The sequence below is a fragment of the Halobacillus ihumii genome, assembly GCF_902726645.1.
Lineage (GTDB): Bacteria > Bacillota > Bacilli > Bacillales > Halobacillaceae > Halobacillus_A > Halobacillus_A ihumii.
This window is the reverse complement of sequence record NZ_CACVAO010000001.1, coordinates 1,041,405-1,067,533: the sequence shown is the minus strand read 5'-3', so window position 1 is coordinate 1,067,533 and position 26,129 is coordinate 1,041,405. Positions and strand designations below refer to the sequence as shown.

Annotated in this window: 25 protein-coding genes; 20 read left to right on the top strand and 5 right to left on the bottom strand. The window is 40.6% G+C overall.

Annotation, left to right across the window (positions count from 1 at the left end):
* Positions 1-118: 118 nt before the first annotated feature.
* On the bottom strand, positions 119-2,284 hold the full coding sequence (bglX, locus tag G6R08_RS05460) for a beta-glucosidase BglX (protein WP_163527053.1): 2,166 nt from the start codon (positions 2,282-2,284) through the stop codon (positions 119-121).
* A gap of 221 nt (positions 2,285-2,505) precedes the next feature.
* Here bglX and G6R08_RS05455 point away from each other — a divergent pair, with 221 nt between their 5' ends.
* The 5 genes from G6R08_RS05455 to G6R08_RS05435 all read left to right on the top strand — a co-directional run bounded on the left by G6R08_RS05455 (position 2,506) and on the right by G6R08_RS05435 (position 7,542).
* Positions 2,506-3,741 (top strand): sugar ABC transporter substrate-binding protein, encoded by a 1,236-nt coding sequence (locus G6R08_RS05455; RefSeq protein ID WP_163527052.1) that lies wholly within the window; start codon positions 2,506-2,508, stop codon positions 3,739-3,741.
* Between the two features lie 99 nt (positions 3,742-3,840).
* A complete protein-coding gene (locus G6R08_RS05450; RefSeq protein ID WP_163527051.1) occupies positions 3,841-4,731 on the top strand; it encodes a carbohydrate ABC transporter permease in 891 nt (296 codons plus the stop codon).
* A gap of 73 nt (positions 4,732-4,804) precedes the next feature.
* The gene (locus G6R08_RS05445; protein WP_420810417.1) at positions 4,805-5,581 is read left to right on the top strand and encodes a carbohydrate ABC transporter permease; all 777 of its coding nucleotides are present in this window, start codon (positions 4,805-4,807) and stop codon (positions 5,579-5,581) included.
* Positions 5,582-5,647: 66 nt separating this feature from the next.
* A complete protein-coding gene (locus tag G6R08_RS05440; RefSeq protein WP_163527049.1) occupies positions 5,648-6,655 on the top strand; it encodes a LacI family DNA-binding transcriptional regulator in 1,008 nt (335 codons plus the stop codon).
* Positions 6,656-6,783: 128 nt separating this feature from the next.
* On the top strand, positions 6,784-7,542 hold the full coding sequence (locus G6R08_RS05435) for a putative hydro-lyase (RefSeq protein WP_163527048.1): 759 nt from the start codon (positions 6,784-6,786) through the stop codon (positions 7,540-7,542).
* 54 nt (positions 7,543-7,596) lie between these two features.
* On the opposite strand, the gene G6R08_RS05430 is transcribed toward G6R08_RS05435, so the two are convergent.
* Genes G6R08_RS05430 through pxpB form a run of 4 tightly spaced genes read right to left on the bottom strand, consistent with a single transcriptional unit; the run spans position 7,597 to position 11,290 of the window.
* On the bottom strand, positions 7,597-8,784 hold the full coding sequence (locus G6R08_RS05430) for an NRAMP family divalent metal transporter (protein ID WP_163527047.1): 1,188 nt from the start codon (positions 8,782-8,784) through the stop codon (positions 7,597-7,599).
* 24 nt (positions 8,785-8,808) lie between these two features.
* A complete protein-coding gene (locus tag G6R08_RS05425) occupies positions 8,809-9,579 on the bottom strand; it encodes a LamB/YcsF family protein (RefSeq protein ID WP_163527046.1) in 771 nt (256 codons plus the stop codon).
* Complete coding sequence (locus tag G6R08_RS05420) at positions 9,580-10,590, bottom strand: 5-oxoprolinase subunit C family protein (protein WP_163527045.1); 1,011 nt, start codon at positions 10,588-10,590, stop codon at positions 9,580-9,582.
* Positions 10,574-11,290 (bottom strand): 5-oxoprolinase subunit PxpB, encoded by a 717-nt coding sequence (pxpB, locus tag G6R08_RS05415; protein ID WP_163527044.1) that lies wholly within the window; start codon positions 11,288-11,290, stop codon positions 10,574-10,576. The genes G6R08_RS05420 and pxpB overlap by 17 nt, the downstream gene beginning before the upstream one ends.
* Before the next feature lie 352 nt (positions 11,291-11,642).
* Here pxpB and G6R08_RS05410 point away from each other — a divergent pair, with 352 nt between their 5' ends.
* The 15 genes from G6R08_RS05410 to essA all read left to right on the top strand — a co-directional run bounded on the left by G6R08_RS05410 (position 11,643) and on the right by essA (position 26,098).
* Positions 11,643-11,951 carry a YwqH-like family protein gene (locus G6R08_RS05410; RefSeq protein ID WP_163527043.1) on the top strand — a complete coding sequence of 103 codons (309 nt, stop codon included), beginning with the start codon at positions 11,643-11,645 and terminating at the stop codon, positions 11,949-11,951.
* 36 nt (positions 11,952-11,987) lie between these two features.
* Positions 11,988-12,272 carry a DUF5344 family protein gene (locus G6R08_RS05405; RefSeq protein WP_163527042.1) on the top strand — a complete coding sequence of 95 codons (285 nt, stop codon included), beginning with the start codon at positions 11,988-11,990 and terminating at the stop codon, positions 12,270-12,272.
* Complete coding sequence (locus G6R08_RS05400; RefSeq protein ID WP_163527041.1) at positions 12,269-12,610, top strand: T7SS effector LXG polymorphic toxin; 342 nt, start codon at positions 12,269-12,271, stop codon at positions 12,608-12,610. Before G6R08_RS05405 ends, G6R08_RS05400 begins: the two co-directional genes overlap by 4 nt.
* 343 nt (positions 12,611-12,953) lie before the next feature.
* Complete coding sequence (locus G6R08_RS05395; protein WP_079527526.1) at positions 12,954-13,247, top strand: WXG100 family type VII secretion target; 294 nt, start codon at positions 12,954-12,956, stop codon at positions 13,245-13,247.
* A 121-nt stretch (positions 13,248-13,368) separates the two neighbouring features.
* Positions 13,369-13,731, top strand: a complete 363-nt coding sequence (locus G6R08_RS05390) for a YwqH-like family protein (protein WP_163527040.1) — start codon at positions 13,369-13,371, stop codon at positions 13,729-13,731.
* A gap of 27 nt (positions 13,732-13,758) precedes the next feature.
* On the top strand, positions 13,759-14,034 hold the full coding sequence (locus tag G6R08_RS05385) for a YwqI/YxiC family protein (protein WP_163527039.1): 276 nt from the start codon (positions 13,759-13,761) through the stop codon (positions 14,032-14,034).
* Between the two features lie 10 nt (positions 14,035-14,044).
* A complete protein-coding gene (locus tag G6R08_RS05380) occupies positions 14,045-15,511 on the top strand; it encodes an LXG domain-containing protein (RefSeq protein WP_163527038.1) in 1,467 nt (488 codons plus the stop codon).
* A gap of 31 nt (positions 15,512-15,542) precedes the next feature.
* Complete coding sequence (locus G6R08_RS05375; protein ID WP_163527037.1) at positions 15,543-15,836, top strand: DUF4176 domain-containing protein; 294 nt, start codon at positions 15,543-15,545, stop codon at positions 15,834-15,836.
* Between the two features lie 14 nt (positions 15,837-15,850).
* Positions 15,851-16,171: a hypothetical protein gene (locus G6R08_RS05370; RefSeq protein WP_163527036.1), complete on the top strand. Its 321-nt coding sequence runs from the start codon at positions 15,851-15,853 to the stop codon at positions 16,169-16,171.
* A 56-nt stretch (positions 16,172-16,227) separates the two neighbouring features.
* Positions 16,228-16,725 (top strand): hypothetical protein, encoded by a 498-nt coding sequence (locus tag G6R08_RS05365; protein ID WP_163527035.1) that lies wholly within the window; start codon positions 16,228-16,230, stop codon positions 16,723-16,725.
* A gap of 17 nt (positions 16,726-16,742) precedes the next feature.
* The gene (gene yukD, locus G6R08_RS05360) at positions 16,743-16,982 is read left to right on the top strand and encodes an ESX secretion system protein YukD (RefSeq protein ID WP_163527034.1); all 240 of its coding nucleotides are present in this window, start codon (positions 16,743-16,745) and stop codon (positions 16,980-16,982) included.
* A gap of 23 nt (positions 16,983-17,005) precedes the next feature.
* Positions 17,006-18,238, top strand: a complete 1,233-nt coding sequence (essB, locus tag G6R08_RS05355) for a type VII secretion protein EssB (RefSeq protein WP_163527033.1) — start codon at positions 17,006-17,008, stop codon at positions 18,236-18,238.
* 21 nt (positions 18,239-18,259) lie between these two features.
* On the top strand, positions 18,260-22,738 hold the full coding sequence (essC, locus tag G6R08_RS05350; protein WP_163527032.1) for a type VII secretion protein EssC: 4,479 nt from the start codon (positions 18,260-18,262) through the stop codon (positions 22,736-22,738).
* The gene (gene esaA, locus G6R08_RS05345; RefSeq protein WP_163527031.1) at positions 22,735-25,635 is read left to right on the top strand and encodes a type VII secretion protein EsaA; all 2,901 of its coding nucleotides are present in this window, start codon (positions 22,735-22,737) and stop codon (positions 25,633-25,635) included. Before essC ends, esaA begins: the two co-directional genes overlap by 4 nt.
* Positions 25,616-26,098 (top strand): type VII secretion protein EssA, encoded by a 483-nt coding sequence (gene essA / locus G6R08_RS05340; protein ID WP_163527030.1) that lies wholly within the window; start codon positions 25,616-25,618, stop codon positions 26,096-26,098. Before esaA ends, essA begins: the two co-directional genes overlap by 20 nt.
* Positions 26,099-26,129 lie beyond the last annotated feature (31 nt).

Sequence of the window (26,129 nt, the reverse complement as noted above, 5' to 3'; positions counted from 1 at the left end):
CTATTAATAAGATGGGCAAGAGGGGAGGGAAAATTGAACTGCACCCCCGATAGTTAGACTCAACTAACAAATTGGAGCAAAAGTTCATGCCATAGGGGTGCCTAAGAAGTTTGCTAATCTAAACGTTCCCTAACTTAAATTTTCTTGATTGGATATCTCTGCTGTTGGGACCGACAAACACCTCAAACTCACCAGCGTCACTCTTATAATCAAGATCCGCGTGATAGTAACGTAACTGACTTTCTTCTATCGTAAACTCTACGGTTGTAGTTTCACCAGGCTTTAGGGTAACTTTTTTGAAATCCTTTAATTCCTTAAGCGGTCTGACAACGTCTCCCACTAAATCGCGAATATAAAGCTGTACCGTCTCTTCTCCGGACGTCTCACTCGTGTTTGTTACATTCACTTTTACAGTAAGCTTCTCGTCAGGCGTGATATGATCTGTTGAAAGAGACATTTCGCTATAGTGATAGGTGCTGTAACTTAATCCGTAGCCAAATGGAAACAATGCTTCATTTGGGATATCTAAATATTGAGAAACGAAACGTATTTGAGCATCAGGCGCATCTTTAGGCCGTCCAGTATTAAACTGATTGTAGTAGACCGGCACTTGCCCTACTGAATGGGGGAAGGACATGGAGAGTTTTCCGGATGGATTCACGTCTCCAAATAATATATCAGCAACGGCATTCCCGCCTTCTGTGCCAGGGTACCATGCTTCTAATACGGCATCCGCATGTTCAATTACCTCTCTTACATCTAATGGACGTCCGTTAAATAACACGGCTATAACTGGTTTTCCGAGTGACTTTAGCTGCTTCAGCAATTCTAATTGAATTTCAGGTAGGCGGATATCTGCACGTGAACCAGCTTCCCCACTCATATCAGAGTGCTCTCCAAGCGCTGCTACGATGACATCGGCTCTTGAAGCTGTTTGCAGTGCTTCCTGCAGCTGCTGTTCAGTACCAGTCTCAATACCAGAACCTTCAGCAATCAGTAAGTGGTCTGTGTTCAGGCGATGTTTCATCCCTGTATCTAGTGTGATCGTATCTTCAGCTGATCCTCCCCAGGACCATGGCCCGAGGATATCCGTATTGTTGGCGAAGGGACCAACCAGAGCGATATTGTTGTTATTATTCAATGGCAGTGCTTGTTCATTCTTAAGCAATACAACAGACTTGGCTGCAAGTTCACGTGCAACATTTCGATGTTCTGGAGCAAGGATAAAGGTCTTTTCATCTGTTTCGTCTGCTTCACGATAAGGATTTTCGAATAATCCGAGTTTGTTTTTTAAGCGGAGGATTCTAAGGACAGCTTCATCAATCGTACTTTCTTCTAATAGTCCTTCCTCAACTAACTCGCTGGTATATTTAAAGTAGTAGGACGTCATCATTTCAATATCGACTCCAGCACGCAGTGTTTTAAGGGCTGCTTCCTTTTCATCCTGTGCTACACCGTGGGGGAGTAACTCTTTAACCGCGCCCCAGTCTGAAATTAATACCCCGTCAAAATTCCATTCATCTCTTAACAGGTTTCTCATTAACCATTTATTCCCAGTAGAAGGGATCCCATTTAAGATGTTAAAGGCTGTCATAACCATTTCACAGCCTTCATCGAGGGCAGCTTTGTATGCGGGTAAATAGGATTCGCGCAGCATCCATTCAGACATATCGACCGTATTGTAATCACGCCCTCCCTCGGGGGCCCCATAAGCAGCAAAGTGTTTCACACAGGAAGCAACTTTGTAAGCATCCTGTTGTAAATCGCCTTGGAACCCTCTGACGAAAGATCGAGCAAATCCACTGTTCAAGTATGTATCTTCGCCCGTAGATTCCATTCCCCGCCCCCATCGAGGTTCTCTTGATAAATCGACCATCGGGGCAAAGGTAACGTGACCCCCTGAAACCGCCGCTTCTTTTGCTGCCAAAGCTGCACTCTTTTCTGCCAAGTCTAAATCCCATGAACACCCGATCGCGAGTGGTACAGGGAAAATCGTTCTAAAGCCGTGCACAATATCAGACATAAATAGTAAAGGAATCCCTAATCGGTTGTCTTCCAAATGCTTTCTTTGAATAGCTATGGTTTCTTTGGCGCCGGAAGCTCCTAACACGGAACCCGTATTTTCAATGTCTTCGTGACTGAGTCCCATTTCTTGCATAGGGCCGGTAATTTGACCTTTGTCAGAAGCTCCTTTGAAAAAAGGAGTGGCTAGTTGGACGAGCTGTCCTACTTTTTCGTGTAGTGTCATGTCTTTCACTAATGAAGTAAGCTGGCTATCATTCATCACAGATTCCTCCTGATCATATAATTGAAACGTTTCGAAATAATTTATAGTAAGAAGTATAAGGCGGAGTTTCGGTAAAGTCAATGGAGTAGATGCTATAATAAGTGAATTTTATACTAAAAAACAAAAATTTCAAAAAAGTTATTGAAAGCGGATTCAATATTAAGTAGAATAAATTTATCGAAACGTTTCAACAATCAAACAAAGGGGTGGATGTTGTCGTGAAAAAGAAGCTGTTCGGTTTGATAGTAGTTATTGTTTTATCCATTGCATTAGCTGCTTGTTCTGAAGAGAGTGATTCTTCTGGTGGTGGTGAAAACACAATCTCAGTGTGGGCCATGGGCGAGGAAGGCAAGAAGCTGAAAGAGTTTAGTAAGAAGTTTGAAGAAGAAAATCCTGACTTAAAAGTTGATGTGCAAGCTATTCCGTGGGACAGAGCCCACGATAAGCTGCTCACGGCAGTCGCTTCAGGTAACGGACCAGATGTTGTGCAATTAGGTACAACCTGGGTGGCTGAATTTGCTGAGGCTGGTGCATTAATGGACTTATCGGAATATGTGGAGGATTACCCTTCATTTGCAAAAGAAAACTACTTTAATGGATCTGTTTCCACGATGAAATACGATGATCAAATTGTTGGGATCCCATGGTACGTAGATACTCGTGTTCTATACTATCGCACGGATCTGCTGAAAGAAGCAGGCTATGAAGAACCTCCTAAGACGTGGGAAGAATTAAAAGCGGCAGCAACTAAGCTGGCAGATCGCGGAGAAGAGTATTATGGACTGGATATTGACCGAAACGACCAGATTACGCCATTCATTTTTGCCTGGCAAAATGAATATGAAGCCAATCTAGAAGAAAATGATCTGAATTTCGACTCGCCAGAATTTAAAGAAGCGATTAAATATTATACCAGTTACTTTGAAGAAGGGATTGCCCAAGCACAACAAGGACTAGACATTGTCCAGGCGTTTAAAAAAGGGACAAAGCCAATGTTTTTCAGTGGTCCATGGATGATTAATATCATTAATGAACAGGCTCCGGATCTCGAAGGAAAATGGGCTACAGCCGTTATGCCAAAGAAAGTGACGAACACTTCCAGCATGGGCGGGGCTAATCTATCTGTCTTTCATAATTCCGATAATGTAGATGGGGCACTGAAATTCATCTCCTTTATGACACAAGTAGATACTCAGATTGATTGGTTAAAGGCATCGAATACGCTGCCTTCCAGAACAGAAGCCTGGGGAAAACCGATTATGAAAGAAGATCCAATGTATGCGACTTTCGGCAAACAACTCGAACATACAAAGCCTGGTTTGCCGACACCACAGTTTGAACGTATTGCTCAGGAGCTGTTAAGTACGATCGAACGAATCGTAGTTGGCGGTGCGGATTTAGAGGAAGAGCTTAAGAAATTTAACAAGACCGCGCAAAATTTACTCGAAGAATAGAGCATGTTCTGTATGGATGATGGGGTGGAAAGGAGGTCTTCTTTCATTCCATCATCATTTTTTATCAAAAACAGATTGATTATAGATAGGTGGGTTTCCATGAACAAGCATCAGTTTAAAAACAGACACCCCTATATGTTCATAGCGCCAGCCGTTATACTGCTGACAGTATTCAGCCTTATTCCTATCCTTATCGCCTTCGTGATCAGCTTCACAGATTTAAATTTGAAGGGGCTGGCTGATTGGTCAACGATCACATTTATTGGATTGGAGAATTATAAAGAGCTTCTCTCGGATGAGACGTTTCTAAAATCGGTTTATAATACGGCGTTTTATGTAGTTATCGGGGTACCGTTGGTTATTATATCTTCTCTATCGATAGCGTTAATGTTGAATTATGGGAGTAACTGGCTGTTTAGCACTTTTCGAGCCGTTTTTTATATGCCTTCTATCACCAACATCATCGCTGTTGCTGTGATCTGGGGATATCTTTATAACACTGAATACGGATTATTTAATTACTTACTTTCATTACTAAGTGTGGAGAATATCCCATGGCTTCAGGAGCCTACACTTGCTAAACTGTCGCTGATTATTTTGGCTGTCTGGAAAGGGATTGGCATCAATATGATTATTTTCTTAGCTGCTCTGCAAGGTATTCCGAAATCCTACTATGAAGCAGCAAGAATGGATGGGGCAAACAGATTGCAAGTATTGTTTCATGTAACGCTTCCGCTGTTGAGATATGCTACGTTCTTTGTCACAATTACGACATTAATTGGCTGGATGCAATTTTTCGAAGAGCCGTTTGTAATGACCGATGGCGGTCCATTGAATGGAACGCTTTCGATTGCCCTGTTCATTTATAAGGAAGGTTTCCAGTTTAGTGAGTTCGGCTATGCGGCTGCAGGATCATTTGTATTGTTCATCATGATTATTATCGTGACATTAATTCAATTCAAGTTTAGAAAATCAGAAACAGAGTATTAGGAGAGGAGAGTTAGCGCTTATGGCTACAGCTACTAAAAAGGGAAAGATTGAAAGATCTCTCATTATCACCCTTATGGTGATAGGCGGGGTCATGGTGTCCATCCCTTTCATTTGGATGATCTCAAGTTCCTTCAAGCCGGAAAGTGAGGTACTTGCCATTCCACCTACGTTATTTCCAGAGGATCCGACTCTCGAAAACTATATAAAACTATTTACAACGATGAATTTTGCAGTTTATTTAAAAAATACGATCATTGTTGTCCTATGCTCGTTTGTCGGGTTACTGTTTAATGCAATGGCAGGCTACGGTTTTGCAAAATATCAATTTAAAGGTCGCGAGAAGATCTTTTATTTAGTGTTAGCGACGATGATGATTCCTGGTCAAGTGACGATGATTCCCGTCTACTTGCTGTTAAATGAGATGGGACTGACGAATACAATGACGGGAATTGTACTTCCAGGTCTGGCAGTTGCATTCAGCATCTTTTTATTCCGGCAGTTTATGACCACTATCCCTAATGATTTGCTAGAAGCGGCTAGATTAGATGGGGCAGGAGAGTTTTATATTTTTTTTAGATTGGTTATACCAATAGCCAAACCTATTTTTGCTGTGCAAGGGATATTAACCTTCATAGCTGGCTGGAACAGCTTCCTATGGCCATTGATCATTGCAAATGATGAGAGTCTTTACACGTTATCTGTTGGCCTTTCATTATTACAGGGTCAGTATGCGAACAATTTTGCTCTGCAGATGGCTGGAGCAGCGTTCATGGTCGTGCCGATTATCATTATCTTTTCATTTTTTCAAAAGTATATTGTGGAAGGCTTTACGATGTCAGGAATCAAATAACTCTATAATCTATTTGTCTATAAGTTACAATAGATGTAATGAATTGGTTTAATATGGGGGAGTACGATGGCGACGATTAAGGATGTTGCGAAAAGAGCAGGAGTAGCTGTATCCACTGCCTCCTACGCTCTTAACGGAATTGAAAAAGTAAGTGCCGCGACGATTGAGAAAGTACTGCGAGCGGCAGAAGAGTTAAACTATCAAAAGAACGGATTTGCTTCGGATTTAAAACGAACGAAAACGAATACGATTGCCTTATTATTAAGTGATCTATCAGGACCCTATTTTTCCGAGTTAATTAAAGGGGTACAAGAAGTAACAGCCGCAAATGGATTCGACCTCATTGCCTGCAGCTCAGTGGGCGGGGAAAAATCAACTGCCTCTAAATTTTTAAAGGAAAAAAGAGTAGATGGGGCGATCGTGCTTGCTCAGAACATAAGTACCGAAGTGATCAGATCTTCCGCCCGGAAAGACTTTCCGATTGTAGTGCTGGACAGGAAAGTCGACAATCCATTCGTCATTCACGTAGAAGTGAACAATCGCCAGGGCGGATATGAAGCAACAGAATATTTAATCAAAAAGGGTCACCGTTCCATCGCATATGTCAGCGGACCGTTAAATTCCCATGACAATGAGGAAAGATTTCAAGGGTATCAGCAGGCTCTCAAGGACTATAAGATAACCTTTCAATCACGTTTGAAAATTAACGGAGATTTCACACGTGAAGGAGGCTATCGTTCAACGAAAATGTTAATTGCTCAGCAAAAATTGCCTGATGCAATATTTTACGCAAACGATGAGATGGCGATAGGGGGGTTACAGGCATTTTCGGAAAGGAATATAAAAGTCCCTGATGATATTTCCATTATTGGCTTTGATGACATTCAGCTTACTGAGTACGTTACACCGCCGTTATCTACGGTCAGGCAGCCTAAATATGAAGCGGGGGCCTTGTCTGTGCATATGATTTTTCAAATGCTGGCAGGGGAGGAAGTTGAAAAATCATTTAACTTGCCAACTGATTTGGTCGAGCGTCGGTCGGTAACTAAAAAAGAAAACGAGAATAAGAATTAATAGAATAGTTAGGCACTCTATCACTTGATGATAGGGTGCCTTCTTTATAGTTTTCTATAGATGTAAATAAGGAAACAATCAATTATAATGAAAGTAAATTACAATAGAGATGAGAGGAGAAGTTTCAAGTGAATCCAAAACAGCAACGCGAAACATTCCGTATCAATAAGTACACGGGTACTACGTCCGGCATGTGCGATAACTATTTACAAGCAAACATGATCATTTTGCCGAAAGAATATGCATTTGAATTTCTACTGTTTTGTCAGCGTAATCCACGATCTTGTCCGATTGTCGATGTCCTTGAAGAAGGTGTCACACAGCCGCAGATCGCTGAGGCAGACATTCGCACGGATCTGCCCAAATATCGAATCTACCGTAACGGTCAACTTGATCAAGAAGTTTCGGATATTAAAGAGGAGTGGAGAGAGGACTTTGTAACCTTTCTTATTGGGTGCAGTTTTACGTTTGAAAAAGCGCTGCGAGAAGAAGGCATCGGACTACTCCATCAGGAGCAGCAACGGGTAGTGCCGATGTACAAGACAAATATTGCTTGTGAAAAAGCTGGCCGCTTTGAAGGGAATATGGTGGTGAGCATGCGGGCTTTGAAATCAGAGGAGATTGATAAGGCTGTAAGGGTTACGGAAAGGTTTGAGACTTCTCATGGTGGTCCTGTTCATATCGGTAATCCAGAAAAGATAGGTATCACTGATATTAATAAACCCGATTATGGAGAAAGTGTTTCTTTTGACGAAAACGAAAGGACCCCTGTGTTTTGGGCGTGTGGCGTGACCCCGCAGAATGTTGGGTTGAATGTTAAGCCATCGATCATGATTGCCCATGCTCCGGGACATATGCTTATTACCGATCAACTAGAAGAACAATAAATCAAAAAGGAAGTCTGCAATGAAGATCATCACTGCAGACTTCCTTTTTGTGAGTTAACTAAATAATTGTGGAATCCCGGTCAATAGCGTCCGAATTCCCATATACGTCATGGCGATGACGATGATAATTCCAAACACTGTCATCCAGACAGGGTGTTTATAGTCGCCGACAATCTTCTTCTTATGTGCCGCAAGCAACATAACACCTAAGGCAATCGGTAAGATTAACCCGTTGACGGAACCAACTAAGACTAAGATACTTACAGGCTGACCAACAAACACGAACACAAGTGTGGAGATCCCAATAAAACTGATCGTCAGCCATCTGTGATTTTTTTCTAATGCAGGACTGAATGAGCGTAAAAATGAGACCGAAGTATAAGCAGCTCCTACAACCGAGGTAACGGCAGCTGACCACATGACGACACCGAAAATCTTATATCCTATTGTTCCGGCAGCATGCTGAAACACAGAAGCAGGAGGATTGCTGTCATCTAAAACTAAGCCCTGAGAAACGACGCCGAGTACTGCCAGGAAGAGGAAAATCCTCATAATTGATGCAACACCAATCGCGTACACGGAACTTCGGGTAACCTCTGGAATCGCTTCTTTTCCCTTAAGGCCGGCATCAATCAGTCGATGCCCCCCGGCGAAAGTAATGTAGCCGCCCACCGTTCCGCCTACCAACGTGACAATGGCTAGAAAGTCTATAGTATCGGGAACGAATGTTTTTACGACAGCTTCTCCAACAGGCGGCTGAGCCGTGAACATCACATAAACCGTAAGCCCGATCATGACAAAACCGAGTATCTGGGTGAAGCGGTCCATGACTTGACCGGCTTCTTTTACTGTAAAAATTCCAATCGCCAAAACACCACTGAGGATTGCTCCCAGTTTAGGGTCTATGCCAAGCAGTACGTTCGTTCCTAAACCAGCACCCGCAATATTTCCAATGTTAAAAGCAAGTCCGCCAGCTACGACTAGGGCTGCTAAGAAATAGCCAAGTCCCGGGAGCACATCATTGGCAATATCCTGGGCACGTTTTTCACTGACAGCGATGATCCGCCAAATGTTCATTTGGGCGCCTATATCGATAATAATAGAAATAAGAATAACAAAGCCAAAGCTTGCCGCAAGAGCTTCCGTAAAAACCGTCGTTTGGGTTAGAAACCCTGGTCCTATGGCAGAAGTAGCCATCAGGAAGGCGGCACCAATCAATATACTGCGGTTAGTATTTTTCATGGGATACGACTCCTATCTATAACGTTATAGTGTGGATTTAATAGGTTTAATTTGAATATCGGATTCTTTCAGCGTGGCCGAAATGTTTTGAGCAAATTCTAGCGCTGTAACTCCATCCCCATGAATACAGATCGTATCGGCTTCAATAGCAATATCCGATCCTTGCACACAGCATACTTGCTGTTCTTTGACCATGCGGATCACTTGTTTGATAGCCTCATCAGGGTCTGTAATGAGCGCATTAGGCTCAGTTCTTGAAGTGAGTGATCCATCTTCTTGATAGGTTCGGTCAGAGAATACTTCACTTGCTGTTTTCAATCCTGTGTTCCTTCCTGCTTTGACGAGTTCGCTTCCCGATAATCCGAATAATATCAATTCAGGGTCGACGTCATAAACACTTTCGGCAATCGATTCAGCGAGCACTGCGTCTTTGGCCGCCATATTAAATAAAGCGCCGTGTGGCTTCACGTGCTGCATCGTGCCTCCTTCTGCTTTGATAAAACCAGAAAGGGCGCCAATTTGGTAAACGACCAGTTCATAAGCCTCTTTTGCGGAAATATTCATGTTCCGGCGGCCGAAGCCAGCTAAATCCTGAAGACCAGGGTGTGCTCCAAGTCCGACATTTTTATCGAGGGCAAGTTTAACGGTCTTTCTCATCGTGGAAGGGTCCCCCGCATGAAACCCGCAGGCTATATTGGCTGAGGTCACATAATCTAGAATTTCCTCATCACGGCCTACCGTATAGGCGCCAAAACTTTCTCCCATATCACAGTTGATATCTACTACATAACTCATTTATAATTCCTCCTTGCTTTTTAACGTAATGGAGCGCTTCAAAATTTGGATAGACTTCTCTTGATCGATGACAGCCCGTTGTGCTTCTTCGAGTGTAACTTCCCTGAAGGATATCTGGTCACCTGGCTTCAATTGACTTACGAGAGGCAAGTCAACCGAAGCAATTTGTCCGATCTTCGGGTAGCCGCCGGTCGTCTGGCGATCCGCCATAAGTATAATAGGGTTTCCATCCGATGGAACCTGGATTGACCCGAAAGCAACGGCTTCAGAAATGAGCTCTTTTGACTCCGTTAGGGAGAGAGGGGAACCTTCCAATCGATACCCCATTCGATCGGATTGTGACGATACAGAATAGGATTCTTCATAAATGATCCGCTGGCTCTGCTCATTGAATAACGCATATTGTGGTCCTTTCAACATTTGGATAACTGGTTGAGAGGAATACGCAGGGATCATATCAGCAGCTGGCATCCAATCTGTCTCATTGACATAATTACTGCCCATTTGCTTTTGCATAGAATCCATTAATTTTTTCTGCATGTCATTTGGATGGCCCATAGGAAGTTGATCTCCGGATTTAAGGGCTCGTCCCTGGTAGCCGCCTAACTCCGCCCGAAGGTATGTGGATTGACTGTCCATAACTTTTGCGATATCCAAACCGCCAGCTACAGCGATATAGGCTCTACATCCCTTGCGACTTTTTCCAAATTTGAGCACTGACCCTTCCTTAACAAAAATGGCACGCCAAACATTTACTTTCTGCCCATTAATGGCTGGGGAGAGGTCTCCTCCGCAAATTGCTATCATGGAATCTTGTTTGAATTCGATCTCAGGACCTAAAAGAGTAGCTTCCAGAGCAGCTGCATTTTCCTCGTTTCCGACTAGAAGATTAGCGATTCGGTGAGCATAAGAGTCCATGCTTCCGCTTACAATCACGCCATATTTCTGATAGCCTGTCCGACCTAGATCTTGCACACTTGTCAGCATTCCTTCTTTAATAATCTTCAGCATGGCTAGCGTCCTCCCAGCTGTGATACTCATCCTCACTGATTTCTTTAAAATGAATCTTATCCCCCGCGCGCAGCAGACTCGGAATGTCTTGCTCAGGCGTAAATAGTTTCATAGGCGTTCGGCCGATTAATTGCCAGCCGCCTGGCGTTTCAATGGGATATACTCCCGTCTGCATCCCGGCAATTCCCACCGTGCGTTCAGGAATCTTTAAACGGGGAGAGTCCCTTCTTGGCGCGGCAATTTTCTCCGACATTCCCCCTATAAAAGGAAAGCCAGGGGCAAATCCAATCATATAGACGGTGTACTCCCCGCCACTATGGATGTGAATCACTTCCTCGCGAGTAAGGTTATTGTGCTCGGCCACGAAGTCTAAATCAGGCCCGTACTCTCCGCCATAACAAACAGGGATTTCAATTGTTCTAGCTTCTTCTGTTTCACCGGTTCTTACGGTTGACATCAAAGCATCAACTTTCCTGCTGACCACTTCATATGGTAACTCATCAGCATGGCTAAAGTGGACAGCGTTATAAAACAAGGTAACCGTTGTGAAGGCAGGTATGTATTCACTCATCCATTCAGGTTTTTCCTGGTCTAATAAGTGCGAGAGGATGCGTACTTTATGTTGGGTATCTTCATTAATCTCCTCACCTAAAGAGATGACAATGGCCTGATCGCCCAGGGGAGATAAAGAATAATTCATTGTTTCACCTCCATATGTGTAATTATTCAGAAATATATTTCAATTATAGAATATCGGACAAAATGTGACAAACTGGTAGTTTCAAAGTGAGTCAAAATGAGTGTTTTTATTAGAAAAGCCCACGAGTGCATTTCTTTATTCACCAATTTTTTAAATACTAAATGTTAATAATATGGAAAAAAGTTGATGCTTAAGAAAGCATTTGAAGGTTTATAGGGTCAATGTACTCACGATGATGAGATAAAAGTGTATTTTATCCGGGTGGAAAAGATGTATTTTGAAGTAATAGCCATCAATAGCATGGTAACGTTCAAAATACACAAGGTGTTAGGAAGAAGAGGTGAACGGTTGAATGGATAATGAAATAATAGTGTCGAACTTGTATAATGATATTTCCATGCTTCGTAATCAATGGAATAATAATCAAGAAAAAATACAACGTTTGCGTTTGGCAAAAACAGAAATAGCAAATGAACAGGGGACACTTTCAGCCCAAAAAAGGTTTTTATCTGAACCTGATTTATCACCATCCCTTTGGGCGGGGAAACATGCGAGTGAATTTTTAAATATACGTGAAAATATAGAACAATCCTACATAAACATGACTACACAACAGGTCGAGGCGATCCTAGAAGAGATTGAAGGGGAAAAGACCGTATAACTCAATTAAAAACTACATAACGGAGGGAGAGATAATATGACAGAAATAAAGGTTGATCAAAGCATAGCCGAACCGGCCTTCAACGATTTGAAAACAAAAATCAATGATGTGGATACAACAAAACCAAGCTTGGAACTCAACCAATCTACATCAGATTTTATTCAAAAAATAGAAGAAATCGAAAATACATACTATCAAACGATTCAACATTATATAGACACGCTGATAAAAGCAGAAAATGATTCATGGTCGAGTATTGAATCATTCATTCAAGTAGAAGAAGCCATAGGCAGAGATATTAGTAAGGGGTCAGGACGATGAAAGTTTTAAAAGTGTCGGAAGCTCTAACAGGTATTGAGCAATCGATTAAGAAGAAGGAAAAAGAACAAGAACAACTCCTTTCTATTCGCGAGGCGATGCATAAGGTGATAGACTTAGAAGATGCATTAAAAGGAGAAGGCGGGACTGCAATCAAAGAGTACTTCAAAGTTCTACATATCCCAGTCCTGCTGCTTCTCAACCAATTCTTAGATCAATATATTCAAAGTTTAAAAGACATACAAATGAATGTTAGAAATTACGAGGCAGAAGATGGAATGGTACGAGAGGATTTTATTACGACAGAAGTGAAAAATGGCCTCAACAAGCTGTTCAAATGACTCAAGAATCAATCGGTACTATCAATGACCGGTTTATGGAAGTGAGTGACTATAAAAGGCTTAAGAAATCAAATAAAGCCACATAGGGTATGATAGTAAAGTATTCGATGTAGGTACTCGCAAGATGTTAGAGTCATTAATAATAAATTAACTCTTAATTTTCCCCTTGAATATTGATATTTTCTGGATAGATAAAAATGTAATTACATGGTAATAAAGTAGCTGTAATTAGGTGTGATTTCATAAAGTGTCTGGGTAATTATTACTGATTGCATATAATCAATTGACTGGTAAAATTATCAAGGGTAACATAAAAACAAACTGGAAAAGGGAGTGGATTTTTATGTCGAATAATATTCGTTTGACACCAGATGAACTTAGAGAGTTTGCTAGACAGTATAATACAGAGAGTTCTAATGTACAAGAATTGATCTCACGTTTGGATGGCATGAGCGGCCAGTTACAAGAAATTTGGGAAGGTGCTTCAAGTGAAGCGTTTGCTTCTCAGTATCAGGAGCTGCGTCCTTCATTTGAAAGAATGAGCACATTGCTAGCTGAGGTTTCCCAACAGCTGAACAGCACAGCTACTACATTAGAAGATACAGATCAGCAAATTGCTGGACAAATTCGCGGCTAATGACTTTACAGGAAAAAGCACCCTTTTTGCGGTGCTTTTTCCTTGTACTTTCTTTTTGTATTAATTCAGTATGTAAAGAAAGTATAAGGAACTGTATTAGACTTTAGGAGGCATTACTTAAATGCTAATTGATCTATTAAACTATTACAATCGTTTGCAGGCTCAAAAACAAGAAGAATTGCAAAGACTAAGAGAAGCTGAGAGAACATTAGATGGTTATAGAGAAGAGTTCGCCAGTCAACAAAAGAATTGCCTTCGTCCGGAATTAGCTCCTGGAACATGGGCTGGCCAACTTACCGACGAGTTTGAAAATATAAGAATAAACGGCATATTAACCCAGTATAGATCTATAGATTATAATCAGTTTTCAAATGTATTGAATATCATTAACAACAAAATAAATACCCTACAACTAGACCTATCTTTTTATGAGCAAAGGATTAATTCCGTAAGGTATGAAATAGCGAATTCTGATCGACAGTAATAATAAAAATGAAGGGTAGTGAATTCGTTGAGTAATGAAATAAAACTAAGAGTTAGCGATGTGGAACAAGCCTTGTCCAATCTTCAAACTGCAACTCAATCTCTTACACCACCATCTATAAAGGATGTCTCAGGGCAGAACAGGCTAGATGTTGTTGATCAACTTAATGAGCTAAATTCTAGCCTTGCACAATTAATCAATAGTTATAAAACTCTTCTAATAAATAATGAGAGTGCTACTAAACAATCTATTGAAACATTGTTAGCTACTGATGAAACCGTTGCTGGTTCTATGATGAAATGAGGTCTAAAAATTGAAAACGTTGCATGTAAGCTCTTTTCATAATGGCATAAATGATTTGTTGGGAATTTTAGCAGATTTGAAAGCTTCTTTTTCTAACATTGAGAGTGCTGTACAACAGTTAGTGCATTTGGAGTCATTTGGTGGTAGAGGCGGTTCATCTATTCGTTCTTTTTATGAAGAATGTCATCAGCCATTCCTACAGTTTATGAATAATTTTCTATCTAAATATGAAATAGTGTTAAATCAAATGAACTCTTCATTAAATAGCTTAGAACCTCATGAACAAGGTTATATTGATCAGTCATTTATAGAAGGATCACTGCAACAGGGATTAAGCCAGCTTATAATTATGAGCTCAGGTATAATACAAGATGCGAACCGTACGATAGATGGTATTCAAGACATAGTAGCAGTTCCCTCAGTTGATGAAAACGTGATGGTTGAGCAAGTTAGGAAAGCAGAACAGTCAATTAATGTAACAGTTCAAAAGTTATACGAGTTTGACCAGCAGCAATCTGCTGCTCTCCGACCTATACAAACAGATATAGAATGGATGATTAACTTTGTAGAAATCATAAATTCTAAGTTTCAATTTGGTCAGTTATCAATCCCAAATTATGACTCTAACCAGTTGTCTGCCTTACATCATTATCACCCAGTTTTTCCAAGAAATAATAGTGAAATACCAACAATGACAACATCTTTGCTTTTTTTCAAAAATTATGGATATACCGGTTTTAACAACTGGATTAGTCCGAACTCAAATTATAAATTTGATAGTTTCAATTACTTTAATACAGTAGTTTTTAAACATGTAGCAATAAGTAAAGAATCGGAAACCGACCTGTCTTCAAAGGATGACTTTCTTTTAGGGCAAAGCGAAGACGTCGGAGAAGGCTTTTTGGTCGGAACTGGATTCGGAAAAAGCAGCCATGATTGGGAGGGGTTAAATGGTCTTCAAACCGATGATCAAATTGGAGGATCCAGTAGCTTTACCGGTCTTTATGCTGGAAGTGAGTGGAATACTAACGTTATGGATGGGACCCTAAGACAGGATATTCTTAAATTAGATGGTCAAGCCAGCATAGGTGGGAAGTCAGTTTTACCACTAGTTAAAGCCCAAGCTTCAGGCATTACTTGGCATGGGAGAACACAGCTAGACAGTAATCTGGATTACGTCGGCAATCTTGTAGGGGGTTCAGGAATCGAAGTTAGAGGAACCATCGGAAATGCTAAAGCATATGCAGGAGTAGATAATTCCTCAATTGGGGTAGCTGCTAAAGCAGCAGTAGTAGAGGGAGAAGTGTCCCCAATAATTGGTATCCCTTTTACTGATATTAATACCAAATTCACTTTAGGAGCCTCTGCAGGAAGTATTGGGGGAGAAGCTAAAATCGGTAAAGAAACAGTTTTGGATTTGCGTTTTGTATTTGGTGTCAGGCTTGGCATAAGCTTCGAGACAGAATCAGAGAATTAAGTAGAGTTTAAAATAGGGAGACTGTTATCTTATGGCTGAGAATTTTAATTCGCTAAACATTCCAAAAGGTGAAGAGTTATTGCCTATTGGAACCGTAGTAACCTTAGAATTTGTAGAACAGGCAGTTATGATTTATGGAAGAAAGCAAGAGCAAGCAAATAACGATAAAATATGGGATTATGTAGCGTGTCCATATCCACAAGGTCATATTTCAAATGATACGAATGTTTTTTTTGATCATAGTCAAATTAGAGAAGTAGTCCATCAAGGGCTTATAACGGATGGTGAAATCGCTTTTCGTAGAGAGTTAAAGAAACTTATTTAAAGGATGTTCACGACATGAATTTTATGATTGAACCTTTTAAGAATTCATTCCAAGAAGTTAAGAATAATTGGCAGTTGAGCAAGAACGAAACTTTAAAGGGGAATAAAGCGAAGATATTAAGTTTAGTTTACTTCAACATATTATTTCTCTTTATATATAGTTTTCTTTTTTTGTTTACAATTTATTTTATTCTGGTTGGCGTTATTGTTCATCCTAATGGCTTCTTAGCTTTAATTTCAACCGTCCCTGGTATTGCGGTTGCTATTCTTATCTATAAGAAAATATACCCAAGATTTAAGAAAAATTATTTAAAAGGTGTTCAACAAATAAAGTGATAAAATTTATAGATTAATAAAATTCAGAATTGAGAATATCTGAAAGGGTAATGAAAATGTGGAACCGAATTGTTTATGGATTATGCTTTATATTTTTTATCGCGGGTTGCTCTGAATCCGCGACACCTGTTCAAAATGATTTTCTCAACTATGTTAATGAAGAGCTTGAACCAATTGGAGAGTTAGAAGAGCAAACACTAACGAGATTACATAGTGTTACAGGAAGTAATTACACGAATGACGAAACTTTAAAACAAGCATTAGAAGAAGAGATACTTCCTACATATAGGAAAGCAGTAGATAAACTTCAAATTATTCAACCTGAAACAAAGAAATTACAAGGTTTACATCAACAGTATTTAGAGGGAGCGAAAAAACAACTTAATGGATTTGAGGACGCTGTCGAAGCACTTAAAAGAAAAGATCAAGCTCTTATGGATAGCTCGAATCGACAAATAGCCGACGCCCAAGCGACGATTAATGAGTATAAAAAGGGCATGGAAAAGCTGGCAGAAGAACATAACATTGATTATACCGTAGAAGGCCTTGAATAGAAGGGAGAGAGTCCCCTATGTACATCCAAGTATCTATCAATTTACAAAACTATCATAAGAAAGAACTGGAATTACGATTATCCAGCCGTTCCACGGTAAAGAGATTAATCGATATCGTTTGGCAGGTTTCCCAATTAGACATTCCTCCTCGCGACGGGGATTGGGTGCGTGTGGTGAATAAGCAGATGGTTTGTGCTGGAAATGTCACTTTGGAAGAGAGTGGCATCACTTCTGGAGATAAATTAGAAATTTTGTAAGCATTCAAAAGGAGCAGCGTGCAATGTCAGATGTAAAACAATCCTATTTTCATGAAAAAACGGAAGCCGTTCTGGAGAAGCGGGATGATTCTTTTCTTATTACATTTCAAAGAGCTCGGCTTAGACTGCAGGATCAGCTTGAAATTGAATTAATTCGTGATGCTGATCATGAATTAACTAAGGAAGTTCAAATGGATGAAGATGAGTTAAACATAACCGTACATATTCCTTCATCGTTTATCGATTTTAAGCACATACATAAAAAGCAGGAGTATGCTAAATGGCTATTTGCTGATCAATTGGTCAAAAAAGTAGAGGATCACCAGTTGAATAGATTAAACTTACTGATTTGCCCAGAGAATATTGTCGTTGATTCAAGTATGACACCCTATTTTCTACATTACGGTGTGACGGAGAGCCTTCCTCCTTATGAGAAGGAGGAAGAGCGGGTATTTGAAGAACTCAAAGCGGCAGTGTCAGCGGCTGTTGATGGGTCGCAAAGTTTTGAAAGGTACTTGAAATACAGGGATACCCTGAAGTTGTCCGATGAGGTAAAAGAAATATTGTATGCTGAGGATACCCATACCTTACGTGAATTAATTGGACGTCATATTCGCAGTCTTGAAAACAAAGAAAAAGAGCTGGTTAAAGAACCAAAGAAAAAGTGGAAGATTCGTAAGTATATGTTAATTGGAAGCATCGTTCTGCTCGTTCCTATTCTCGTATTTACGGTTTATTCGATCTTTTTTATTCAGCCTAAACAAGAAGCGTACATAGAGACTAGTGAATTCTTTTTAAATAGTAATTATAGCGAAGTGGTGGAGACATTAGATGGTTATGATGCTGAAGGTATGCCGTATGTTACGCAGTTTCAGCTGGCTACTTCCTATATCGTAAATGAATCGCTTACCGCTGAGCAGAAGAAGAACATTCAGAATACGATCACACTTCAATCGGATAATCGATATTTCCTATATTGGATTCATGTTGGACGCGGTATGAACGAAAAAGCGGTTGATCTGGCCAGGTCGCTTGAGGATCGTGATCTCATTATGTTTGCACTGTTGAACTTGCGAGAGGATGTCAAAGATAATGACAGCCTTTCAGGAGAAGAAAAACAACAGAAACTGGACAGTATCCAGACTGAGCTGGATGAGTATGTAAAGGAACAAGAACAACAGCAACAGGAGGAACAAAACCAACAATCTGACCAGAATTCTTCTAACAGTGAAGAGCAGCAGAATAATAAGGAATAACTCGTTCAGGGAGAGAATGTAATGAGTCAACTATATATTTATTATCAAAATCAATATCAATGTCATCCCCTCCATGACGACCAAGAAATTCAGCTGAGCGTAGGGAAAAGTGACCAGTGTGATATCTCTTTACGGGACTTGGAGTTAAAAGAAGGTTCGATTACCGTACAAAAAGGCATGCAGGATGGTCATTTAAACGTTATCCAGGGCGAGAACCTGCATGGAAAGCTGGCAGTTGGGGAACAATGGACGATTTCAGCAGACTCTGATCCATTAACAATTGTTCATACATCAAGCAGTACATCTGCTGATACTTATTATGTTGGCCAGCATGATGAGGTGACGGTAGGGTCTCTTGCTACATCCATGATCAAAAAGGATCCTGTTCAAAAAGAAGAAGGCCCTGTTGGATTCAGGTTTCTTCGGAGAAAACGTGGCTGGATATTAGAGGCAGCGTCAACTGAACGTGTATATGTTAACGGCCATCAAGTAAAAGGGAAAACGAACATCAAAGTAGGGGATGTTATATTCTTTCCTTACTTAACGCTTTCGTTTATGGATGAAGATATGTTGCAGGTTGTTAGTGAAGAGGGGCATCAAAGCAGCTTGCCTGCTTCAAAATTGCCTATATCGGAAATGAAAAAACAATATCCACAATACCGTAGAACACCTCGGATGATTTTTGATCTTCCTGATGATAGGGTAACGTTTTCATTTCCGGGACAAGAAGGAGATGACAATCAACGCTCGTTATGGCTGATTATTTTACCGCCGCTCGTCATGTTGATTGTCATGGGGATTGTTGCATTGGTTATTCCTCGAGGTATTTTTATTATCATTTCAATCATGATGTTTACGACGACGTTAATCACCTCGACCGTTCAATATTTTAAAGAACGTCGCAGAACAAAGGAACGAGAAGAAAAACGTCACCGGGTTTATAACAATTACTTGGAGCAAAAAAGGGAAGAACTGCAATCGCTGCGAGAAAAGCAGACAGAGGTGCTGTTCTATCACTTTCCTTCATTTGAGCGAATGAAGTATTTGACCTCTTATGTTAGTGATCGAATTTGGGAGCGGACCCTGGAAAGTGAAGACTTTTTAGAATTAAGAATTGGTAAGGCCACCGTCCCTTCAAGTTATGAAGTATCTGTAGGGTCGGGGGATTTCGCGAATCGTGAAATCGATGATCTTCTTGAGAAGTCGCAGCAAATGGTTCAAGCGTATAGTTATTTATCTAATGTTCCGCTATCCATCAGGCTTGCTGAAGGTCCTTTAGGAATGGTAGGTAAGAAAAGTATTGTCCGAAAAGAGATTCATCAGCTAATCGGCCAGCTTGCTTTTTTCCATAGTTATCATGATGTCCGGTTTATCACCATTTTTGACGAAGATGAGTATGAAGAATGGGAATGGGTGAAGTGGCTTCCTCATATTCAACTTCCTCAATCTTTCGCTAAAGGTATGATTTATAACGAAAAAACGAGGGATCAGCTGCTTTCGTCGATTTATGCTATGGTTAGAGATCGCGATCTGGATGAAGACAAGAGCAAAAAGATCTTCACACCACATCTGATTTTCATTGTGACGAATCAACAATTAATTTCAGAACATGTCATTATGGAGTACTTAGAAAGTGAAGCTGAAAACCTCGGGATTTCGATCATTTTCGCGACCGAAACAAAAGAAAGCTTATCCAACCACATTCACACGCTGGTTCGCTATGTGAATGATCTAGAAGGAGAAATATTAATTGAAGAAGGCAAGGCGGCTCATAAGCCATTCAGTTTAGATTCGCATCATCATGAAGGAAATGATTCTTATGCAAGAATGCTGCACTCGCTGGACCATCAGACCGGAATTAATAATTCCATTCCAGAAGTTGTTTCCTTTTTAGACCTGCTGCGTGCAAAGGAAGCGGACCAATTGCCCATTCAGCAAAATTGGATAACTAACCAGTCTTCTAAATCCCTAGCCGTTCCAATCGGCTTAAAAGGTAAGGAAGATATAGTCGAATTGAATCTGCATGAGAAGGCACATGGGCCACATGGTCTGCTTGCAGGTACAACGGGGTCTGGTAAAAGTGAATTGTTGCAAACGTACATCTTGTCACTTGCCGTTCACTATCACCCGCACGAAGTAGCTTTTCTATTAATTGACTATAAAGGTGGCGGCATGGCTCAGCCGTTTGAAAACATTCCACACTTGCTGGGTACGATTACAAATATTAATGAAAGCAAAAACTTTAGTACGCGTGCTTTAGCCTCGATCAACAGTGAGCTTAAGCGGCGCCAGACTTTGTTTGATAAATATAAAGTCAATCACATTAATGACTACACGAACCTTTATAAAGAAGGCAAAGCGTCCGACCCATTGCCGCATTTGTTCCTAATATCTGATGAATTTGCTGAATTGAAAAATGAAGAACCGGAGTTTATTCGCGAGCTTGTGAGTACAGCACGAATTGGTCGTAGTTTAGGGGTTCACTTGATTTTAGCGACTCAGAAACCCGGGGGAATTATCGATGATCAAATTTGGAGTAACTCCAGGTTTAGAATCGCCTTGCAGGTTCAGGATGCTAATGATAGTAAGGAAATCCTGAAAAATACGGATGCAGCTGACTTAAAGGTTACGGGGCGCGGCTATCTGCAAGTAGGGAACAATGAAATTTATGAGCTGTTTCAATCAGCATGGAGTGGGGCTCCTTATCAACTAGATACATATGAAGGAGAAGATGAAGTCTCAATTGTAACTGATTTAGGTCTCATTCGTGTTTCTGATGTTGAAGCGCCAGCTGATCAGAAACCTGCTCGCAAGCTTACTGAAATCGAAGCAACGGTAGAACAAATTTCAAACACTCAGGAAACGATGGGGATTAAAAAATTAGCAAGTCCATGGCTGCCACCGCTCCCTGCTAGATTATTCAGGGAAAAAGAGACCAAACTTGCGGAGGGGCAATTTGCCATCGCCTATAAAGATGAGCCGGAGAAACAAAGTCAGAATCCTTATATCTATGAATTTATGGATGACGGAAACATCGGGATTTTTGGGTCTCCAGGCTTCGGAAAATCTACTACAGCGATGACTTTGTTACTTGATTTTGCAAAAACGTACAGTCCGGAACAACTTCATTACTACATTTTTGACTTCGGAAATGGTGCCCTGTTACCACTGAGGCAACTGCCGCACACTGCTGATTATTTCCGTTATGACAGTCATAGAAAAATTGAAAAGTTCATGAATTTAATGAAGTCGGAAATTGAACGGCGTAAACAGCTATTTCTCGAAGCAGAAGTCAGTTCCATTCGGTTGTATAACCAGCTGTCCGAAGAAAAACTGCCAACCATTTTTATTACAATTGATAATTTTGACTTGGTGAAGGAAGAATTGCAGGACTTGGAAAATCAGTTTATCCAATTTGCCAGAGATGGGCAAACACTTGGCATCTTTATGCTGTTTACTGCTACCCGAATCAATTCGGTTCGTCAGCCGCTAATGAATAATTTAAAAACAAAAGTGATCCATTATTTGATGGATGCTTCAGAGAAGTATTCATTAGTAGGCCGTACGCCATATGAGGTGGAAGCTGTGCCTGGGAGAGCGATTATCAATAAAGAGAAATCGTATTTAACCCATATATTCCTGCCCGCTCATGGTGAAGATGACCTTGCCGTTCTTAATCATGTGAAAGAGCAAGTTCAGGATATTAAACAAAGCTGTCAAGACAACAAGGGGCCGGAGCCTATTCCAATGCTTCCGACTCGTCTGGAATACGATACCTTTATTGAGTCCTATGTGACGGCACCTTCGCGAGATCAAGTAGCTGTTGGACTGGATGAAGAATCTGTTAAACCGGTTGCTATTGATCTGACATCACATTGTGTTGTAACGGGGCAATCACGTAATGGGAAGACGAATGTACTTCGTATCATCATCCGGCAGCTGCTCGACCAGTCGGTAGATTCGATGGCCATTTTTGACGGAACAGACCGCGGTCTATCTGCCTTCAATAAAGAAGAGAATGTGTCTTATCTTGAAACAAAAGAAAACATTCAGGACTGGCTGGCACATGTAGAACAGCTGCTGATGCAAAAAGAACAAGCATTCTTGAATAAGATTCATAATCAATCTGAGCATGACGATCACCATCACGGGCCGATTTATTTGCTCGTTGATAGCATGTCAAGATTCCATCAGACGATCGACAGCACGATTCAAGGTAAAATCGCTTCCTTGATGAAGCAGTACAGTCACTTAGGATTCAGGGTAATTGTCGCTGGCAATATCAATGAATTTACGAAAGGCTTTGATCCTTTATCCAATGAATTGAAACAAATTCGTCAGGCCGTTCTGCTTATGAAGAAATCAGAGCAAAGCTTGTTTACATTACCGTTTTCACGAAAAGAAGCCGAAATCCAGCCAGGATATGGCTACTATATTTCCAATGGAAAAGAACGAAAAATCCAAATTCCTTCATGTGAGTCAGTAGGAGTGAACGTATGAAAAATAAAGGGAGTACAATAAAGTTAGTCATCGTCATGGTGTCGATTCTCGTTTTACCCACTTTATACTTTAATTACATTGGTGAAAATCCACTGCAAGAAAGTGAAAAAGCAACGGGTAAAATCGCCTTCGTCAATGAAGATAATGGAACAGAGGTTGCAGGTGAACCTGTAACCTTTGGCCAGGATCTAACAGCATTAGTGGCCGGAAAGACTGATTATGAGTGGGAAACAGTTAGTCGTAACACAGCTCAAGAGGGACTTGCAGATGGAGAGTATGACGCTATTTTCCATGTGAAGTCTAATTTCTCTGAGCATGTGATGTCCTACAAAGAACAACAGCCGACTAGGGCTTCGGTCGATTACGAGATTCAACCGAATTTAGAAGTGAAAAATCAGGAAGAAGTAAAAAATGCATTAGAATCAGCTGGTAAAATCATCAATGCAGAAATTTCTTCTTTATACTGGAGTAGTGTTTCACAAGAGATTGCCGATCTACGTGAAAAGTTCGATACCATTGTGGAGCGGGAAATAGCATTTCAGCAAACAATGTACAGTTTTTACTCACCAAATTCTCAAGATATCGCCCAAGAAATTGAAAGACAGCGAAACATGCTTAAAGATTTATTTTCTACTGTAGAAACGGCAGAAAATACCTCTTCTAGTTCATTGGAGTCACTGCAAGCGACTGAGGATCAGGTGACGTCTTTCTTAAACAACGTGGAACGTTATCAAGAATATCAAGAGCAGCAAAAACAACTATTCTTAGAAACGAACAATAAAAACATTCAACTGGTTCAGAACAAAGGAGATACTCTCAACGCAAGCCTGCAGGAAGGTGTTCAATCTGTAGGGCAGGAGATTCTTAGTGAACGGCTGACTACGAAGGAGACGGGATTGCAGGCTAATGTTTCTTCTGTATCTTCTAATCTAGGTTCTCTTTTACAAAGGAATGAGGCCTTGCAAAATAGTTTTGGAACTGTTCAAAGTAATGTGGACCAGATGCAGGGTTTTATAAAAGCACAGGAAGAGCTTTTAGAAAAGAAGGAAGAACTCATTAATAAGCAGCAGGAGATTCTTACAAATGTAAATAAGGAAGTTAATAATGTAGTTAGTAATCTCCAGGTTAAAAGGGATGAACTTAGGCAAGAGGTTATAAATACTTATGCAAAGGTGTTGAATAGTTCCGGTTCTGATTCAGAGAAACCAGAACCCCCTGGCGATTTTACTCCAACACCTCCAGACAGTTTACCTGGAGGAGGAGATCAAACCCTGCAAGAGATTAAACAGATGCAAGGAATCCTGACCACTCTTGAACAAAACTTGGGTTACTTTGCACCAGGAAAAGAGCAGCCTCCGGAGGATCAGGATGTCTGGAGCGGTATTCTAACTAATATTGAAACTTTAAATACTAAACTTGCCAAGGTTGATCAAAGTGTAAGTAATAGTAATAATTCCGCGAAACTTAAAGAGAATTACGAGAAGCTATTCAATCAATACACTTCTTTAGTGAATCAGTTGGCTGAAATGCCGGGAAATTCCGGGGCCCTAGTGGAAATGAACAATCTAGTTAATGGCATGGTAGGGGAGGTCTTGGCTAAGGATCCATCTTTAGAAATCGCGGGAGTAAGTGGTAACCATAGTCTCATAGCTCTAGCTTCATACTATGGTTCTTTGACAAGGTATTCTGAACACCTTGATTATGCTTCTAGTATGAAAGTCATTGCTGACCAAATTGAATCACTACCTAAGGAAGAAAGCCCAGAGAATCCTGAGGTAAGTGATCCGAAAGAAAACATCGTTGATGAAAATTTGAGCAGCGTAGAGCAAGGCTTAACAACAGTCGAAGATGGATTATCAAGCTCAGAAAAAAATGCAGATAAAATTTTATCCCAAATGAAAGAGTACGATTCAGCTATAAAAGAACAGCAAGATGAAATGAGAGCAGCTCTCGCTAATATCCAAGAAACGGGTCAGGAAATCACTGCTTCGATCCAAGAGGACATTGTGCAAATCGAACAAGAGCCTCCGCCGATTGAACAATTGCAAGGTGAAATCGTTCTTGAAACGCGCCAGTCGACAGTAGGTTCCGTTGATCAAATTGCTGAACTCGTAAATTCTCTGTCAGAAAGACAGTCTACTGTCATTGAATATACTGGCAACTTGCAAGAACAGATCGGATCTGTACAAGAGCGGGCAGATACGTTGAACTCGAAGTGGGCCACAAACGTGAATGCTACGCAAATGGTTGAAGAAGATGTGAATGACATTTTGGATAACACGATGGTGGACGGCCAAGTCAATAGTTATGTGTACAATTACTTGTCCAGTCCTGTTAATGTAGTAGGATCTGCAACGGATGAAGCGGAGGAAACACCGGTTTCTCCTGTGGTCATGCTGATCATTGTATTGATTAGTGGGTTAATTATTGGATTTTTCGTCAATTATTATTCCAATGTGCCTGCACTGGTTAACTTGTCTCTATTCCTTCTGCTAAACATAGCTGTAGGGTTAATCATCAGCATCTACGGATTAAACATTTATTCCTTAGGAGAAACCGAATCTATCAAGTGGACAGTGTTCACAGTATTAGTGTTATTTATGTGTTCCAGTTTAGTTAGATTGGCTTTTTCAGTGGGACCATTCCTAGGTTGGTTTACAGGCATATTGTTAGTGGTCTTTTTCGTCACACCGCTATTAAATGTGATTTTGCCTAACTTTAGTATTAATCATCCTGTTTCTGAAGTCTACATGTCCATTCAATATGGAGATCAATCAAGTTTTTACCCGGCCGTTATTGTGCTGGCTTTGATCACTGTATTGGCTGGAGCTATTCCTTATATCGTGAAATACCTTCAGCGTAAAGAGGAAGAGACCGATGACATTCAAGAAGCTTAATCTTTATTTCCTAATGGCGATCGCAGTGTTTTTACTGCCCCGCGTTGTTAATGCCGATGAAGGGGAATTAAATATAGAGCCTCATTACTATGAAGAAAAGAGAATTATTTTAGAGATTGATCGTCATTCGGACGATCAATCTCAACGAATTGAATCTTTGCCGGAGGAAGTCATGAATCTGACCTTTGAAAGTGGGGGCAAAGCTACTTATCAAGAAATAAAAAACATTCTCTTTTCCAACAGTAGTACGGAGGATGATTCGATTAAAGGGAAAGCTGATCGACTGGATTTATTTGCAGCAGCCGAAGAGGATGAGAGCAGCAGTTTATCAGGAAAAGATGAAGCCGATACAGCACAGGGAAATCAACTTGGCCTTTCGATTTTACTTGGTCTGATTGTTCTATTGCTTATTTTTGCCTTATTTTTTCTGCTGCTTCCACGCATGAAGGAGCGAACGGATTAAAATGAAAAGCAGGGGCTGTTCCATAATTTTG

Coding starts and splice junctions, on each gene's coding strand:
- bglX (WP_163527053.1), bottom strand. CDS start 2,284: ATGAATGATAGCCAGCTTACTTCATTAGTGAAAGACATGACACTACAC.
- G6R08_RS05450 (WP_163527051.1), top strand. CDS start 3,841: ATGAACAAGCATCAGTTTAAAAACAGACACCCCTATATGTTCATAGCG.
- G6R08_RS05445 (WP_420810417.1), top strand. CDS start 4,805: ATGGTGATAGGCGGGGTCATGGTGTCCATCCCTTTCATTTGGATGATC.
- G6R08_RS05440 (WP_163527049.1), top strand. CDS start 5,648: ATGGCGACGATTAAGGATGTTGCGAAAAGAGCAGGAGTAGCTGTATCC.
- G6R08_RS05430 (WP_163527047.1), bottom strand. CDS start 8,784: ATGAAAAATACTAACCGCAGTATATTGATTGGTGCCGCCTTCCTGATG.
- G6R08_RS05425 (WP_163527046.1), bottom strand. CDS start 9,579: ATGAGTTATGTAGTAGATATCAACTGTGATATGGGAGAAAGTTTTGGC.
- G6R08_RS05420 (WP_163527045.1), bottom strand. CDS start 10,590: ATGCTGAAGATTATTAAAGAAGGAATGCTGACAAGTGTGCAAGATCTA.
- pxpB (WP_163527044.1), bottom strand. CDS start 11,290: ATGAATTATTCTTTATCTCCCCTGGGCGATCAGGCCATTGTCATCTCT.
- G6R08_RS05410 (WP_163527043.1), top strand. CDS start 11,643: ATGGATAATGAAATAATAGTGTCGAACTTGTATAATGATATTTCCATG.
- G6R08_RS05405 (WP_163527042.1), top strand. CDS start 11,988: ATGACAGAAATAAAGGTTGATCAAAGCATAGCCGAACCGGCCTTCAAC.
- G6R08_RS05400 (WP_163527041.1), top strand. CDS start 12,269: ATGAAAGTTTTAAAAGTGTCGGAAGCTCTAACAGGTATTGAGCAATCG.
- G6R08_RS05395 (WP_079527526.1), top strand. CDS start 12,954: ATGTCGAATAATATTCGTTTGACACCAGATGAACTTAGAGAGTTTGCT.
- G6R08_RS05390 (WP_163527040.1), top strand. CDS start 13,369: ATGCTAATTGATCTATTAAACTATTACAATCGTTTGCAGGCTCAAAAA.
- G6R08_RS05375 (WP_163527037.1), top strand. CDS start 15,543: ATGGCTGAGAATTTTAATTCGCTAAACATTCCAAAAGGTGAAGAGTTA.
- G6R08_RS05370 (WP_163527036.1), top strand. CDS start 15,851: ATGAATTTTATGATTGAACCTTTTAAGAATTCATTCCAAGAAGTTAAG.
- G6R08_RS05365 (WP_163527035.1), top strand. CDS start 16,228: ATGTGGAACCGAATTGTTTATGGATTATGCTTTATATTTTTTATCGCG.
- yukD (WP_163527034.1), top strand. CDS start 16,743: ATGTACATCCAAGTATCTATCAATTTACAAAACTATCATAAGAAAGAA.
- essB (WP_163527033.1), top strand. CDS start 17,006: ATGTCAGATGTAAAACAATCCTATTTTCATGAAAAAACGGAAGCCGTT.
- essC (WP_163527032.1), top strand. CDS start 18,260: ATGAGTCAACTATATATTTATTATCAAAATCAATATCAATGTCATCCC.
- esaA (WP_163527031.1), top strand. CDS start 22,735: ATGAAAAATAAAGGGAGTACAATAAAGTTAGTCATCGTCATGGTGTCG.
- essA (WP_163527030.1), top strand. CDS start 25,616: ATGACATTCAAGAAGCTTAATCTTTATTTCCTAATGGCGATCGCAGTG.